Genomic DNA, 3,837 nt, shown 5'->3' with positions numbered 1-3,837 from the left:
AACCAACCGGCTCTTTTCTGACCTTTGGAACGGGAATCTTAATTCTTCCGCTTAAGTAGGCACCGGTAACGGATTTTTTATTTTTCATAATCTGTTTTGCAGTACCTTCAGCCACAACTTCGCCGCCATGTTCTCCGGCACCCGGTCCAATATCTACGATATAATCTGCAGCCAGCATGGTGTCTTCATCATGTTCTACTACGATCAGGGTATTTCCCAGGTCCTTTAAATTATTCAGGGTACGCAGCAGCTTATCATTATCACGCTGATGCAGACCGATACTCGGCTCATCCAGGATATACGCAACCCCTACAAGCCCGGACCCAATCTGAGTAGCCAGACGGATACGCTGTGCCTCTCCGCCGGACAGCGTACCTGTCGCCCTTGCCAGCGTGAGATATTCCAGTCCCACATCGATAAGGAAACCGATTCTTGCCTTAATCTCTTTTAATATTTGATGTCCAATCATTTCCTGGTGCTCGGTAAGAACCATGCTGTCCAAAAATTTCTGAAGTTTCCGAATCGACATGGAAGTAACTTCAAAAATATTGGTGTCATTAATCGTAACTGCAAGCGCTTCTTTTTTCAGTCGCTGTCCTCCACAGGTTTTACAGGGGGTGACTCTCATAAAAGCTTCATATTCCTGTTTCATGGAATCAGAACCGGTCTCCCGGTAACGGCGTTCCACATTCCGGATCAGCCCTTCGAATGCAACATCATAAACGCCTTCTCCACGCTGTCCCCGGTAATATACTTTCACTTCTTTTCCATTGGTTCCGTGAATCAGCATATGACGGATATTTTCCGGCAGATCCTGATAAGGCGTATCCAAATCAAATTTATACTCTTTTGCCAGAGCATCCAGAATGGCTCTGGTATAACTTCCTTTATCGGTACAGGACTGCCATCCCATGACCGTAATTGCCCCATCTGCAATGCTCAGGGATTTGTCCGGAATCATCAGTTCTTCATCAAATTCCATCTTGTACCCCAGCCCATAACAATCCGGGCATGCACCAAATGGATTGTTGAAGGAAAAGCTTCTCGGTTCGATTTCATCTACGCTGATGCCGCAGTCCGGACAGGAGAAGCTCTGGCTGAAACGTATCGGTTCCCCATCCTGTATGTCCACAAGTACCAGGCCTTCCGCCAGATTCAAGACATTCTCCAGGGAATCTGTCAGCCTTTTTTGTATACCGTCTTTAATCACCAGACGATCCACAACGATTTCAATATTGTGCTTTTTATTTTTATCCAGCTTAATGTCTTCTGACAGTTCATACATGTTTCCATCCACGCGGACACGTACATATCCACTGCGCTTTGCCTGCTCAAACAGCTTCGTGTGCTCCCCTTTCCTGCCCCGGATTACGGGCGCTAGGAGCTGTATCTTAGATTTCTCCGGCAATTCCATAATCTGGTCCACCATCTGGTCCACCGTTTGCTTTGCTATCTCTTTTCCGCACTTGGGACAATGGGGAATACCGATTCTGGCATACAGAAGACGGAAATAATCATAAATTTCCGTAACCGTTCCCACCGTAGATCTGGGATTTCGGTTGGTGGATTTCTGGTCAATGGAAATCGCCGGCGGTAGTCCTTCAATGCTCTCTACTTCTGGTTTTTCCATCTGCCCCAGGAACTGTCTTGCATAAGACGACAGAGATTCCATATAACGTCTCTGCCCTTCTGCATAAATTGTATCAAATGCCAGAGAAGATTTTCCGGAACCACTGAGCCCGGTCAAAACTACAAATTCATTTCTGGGTATATTTAAAGTGATATTCTTTAAATTATGCTCGTTAGCTCCTCTTATTTTTATATACTGCTTACCATTTTTTACCGCCATTCTATTCTATCTCCTGTAATTGTTTCTTTAGTGTGATCATCTTGTCACGTAAATCCGCGGCAGCTTCAAAGTTCAGCTCTGCTGCTGCCTGTTTCATCTGTTTCTGAACCTCTCCAACCAGTTTTTCCAGTTCTTTTCTGCTCATGGATTCCGGATCTTTTTCGAATTCCATCTCATTTTTCGCCACTGCCTTGGATATACTGATAATATCACGGACAGCTTTCTTAATGGTCTGAGGAGTAATGCCGTGCTCTTCATTATAAGCCTCCTGAACTGCACGCCTTCTCTGTGTCTCGTCAATTGCCATTCTCATGGAATCAGTTATCACATCTGCATACATGATAACATGTCCGTCGGAGTTTCTGGCTGCACGTCCAATTGTCTGGATCAAACTGGTTCCGGAACGCAAAAAGCCTTCTTTATCCGCATCCAGTATTGCTACCAGCGTAATCTCCGGAATATCCAGACCTTCTCTTAACAGGTTGATTCCAACCAGTACATCGAATACACCCAGTCGCATATCACGGATAATTTCAGATCGTTCCAGCGTATCTATATCCGAGTGCAGATACCGGACTTTGATACCAATTTCTCTCATGTAATCGGTTAAATCCTCCGCCATGCGCTTTGTGAGGGTGGTGATCAGGATCTTATTGCCCATCTCTATTTCTCTATTCACTTCTCCCACCAGATCATCAATCTGACCTTCTACCGGACGAACTTCCACCTGAGGGTCCAAAAGTCCTGTCGGACGGATTATCTGCTGTGCCCGCAGGAGTTCGTGCTGTTCTTCATAATCGCCCGGTGTCGCAGAGACAAACATAATCTGATCAATTTTATTTTCAAACTCTTCGAAATTCAATGGTCTGTTGTCTTTTGCGGAGGGCAGACGGAATCCATAATCCACTAAGGTACTCTTTCTGGACTGGTCTCCTGCATACATTCCCCTGATCTGGGGCACCGTCTTATGGGACTCATCGATGATCATCAGAAAATCGTCCGGGAAATAATCGATCAGCGTATGCGGTGTAGCACCAGGCTCCAATCCTGATAAATGTCTGGAATAATTCTCGATTCCGGAACAAAATCCTGTTTCCTTCATCATCTCTATATCAAAATTTGTTCTCTCGGAGATTCTCTGTGCCTCCAAAAGCTTGTCTTCACTTTTAAAATAGGCCACGCGTTCCTTCAGCTCTTCCTCAATGTTAGCTGCCGCTTCCAGTATTTTCTCCATTGGTACAACATAATGAGAGGCAGGAAAAATGGCAATATGCTCCAAAGAGCTTTTAATCTCTCCCGTTAATACATCGATCTCTACGATACGGTCAACTTCATCCCCAAAAAACTCAACCCGGACTGCCGTATCACTGGAATCCGCCGGGAATATTTCAAGTACATCTCCTCTGACCCGGAAAGTACCACGCTTAAAGTCCATATCATTCCGGTCATACTGAATATCAATCAGCTTATGGACTACTTCATCACGGTCTTTTTCCATACCCGGACGCAGGGAAATTACCATTTCCTTATAATCCACCGGACTTCCCAATCCGTAGATACAGGAAACACTGGATATAATAATAACATCATCCCGCTCTGCCAGGGATGTGGTGGCGGAAAGCCGCAGCTTATCTATTTCATCATTAATAGACGAATCCTTGGCAATATAAGTATCCGATGAGGGAACATAAGCTTCCGGCTGGTAATAATCGTAATAACTCACGAAATACTCCACCGCATTTTCGGGAAAAAACTCCTTGAACTCGCTGTAAAGCTGGGCGGCAAGGGTTTTATTATGGGCTATAATGAGCGTTGGCTTCTGCAGCTTCTGTATGACGTTTGCCATTGTGAAAGTCTTACCGGAACCTGTGACACCAAGTAACGTTTCGAATTGGTTTCCTTCTTTAAAGCCCTGAACCAGCTCGGCTATAGCCTGGGGCTGGTCCCCGGTGGGCTGATATTCTGAGTGTAATTTGAACTCCATTTTC

2 protein-coding genes are annotated in these 3,837 nt (G+C 45.2%); both read right to left on the bottom strand.

Annotated elements, in window-relative coordinates:
* The coding region (gene uvrA, locus ACH2DQ_RS16120) for an excinuclease ABC subunit UvrA (protein ID WP_395027418.1) at window positions 1–1,849 on the bottom strand (1,849 nt) is incomplete at its 3' end.
* A gap of 1 nt (window position 1,850) precedes the next feature.
* Complete coding sequence (gene uvrB, locus ACH2DQ_RS16115; protein ID WP_394913581.1) at window positions 1,851–3,833, bottom strand: excinuclease ABC subunit UvrB; 1,983 nt, start codon at window positions 3,831–3,833, stop codon at window positions 1,851–1,853.
* Window positions 3,834–3,837 lie beyond the last annotated feature (4 nt).

This window comes from Robinsoniella sp., assembly GCF_034124845.1.
Note: the sequence above shows the minus strand (reverse complement) of the source record. Positions and strands in the feature narration are given on the sequence as shown.

Coding starts and splice junctions, on each gene's coding strand:
- uvrB (WP_394913581.1), bottom strand. CDS start 3,833: ATGGAGTTCAAATTACACTCAGAATATCAGCCCACCGGGGACCAGCCC.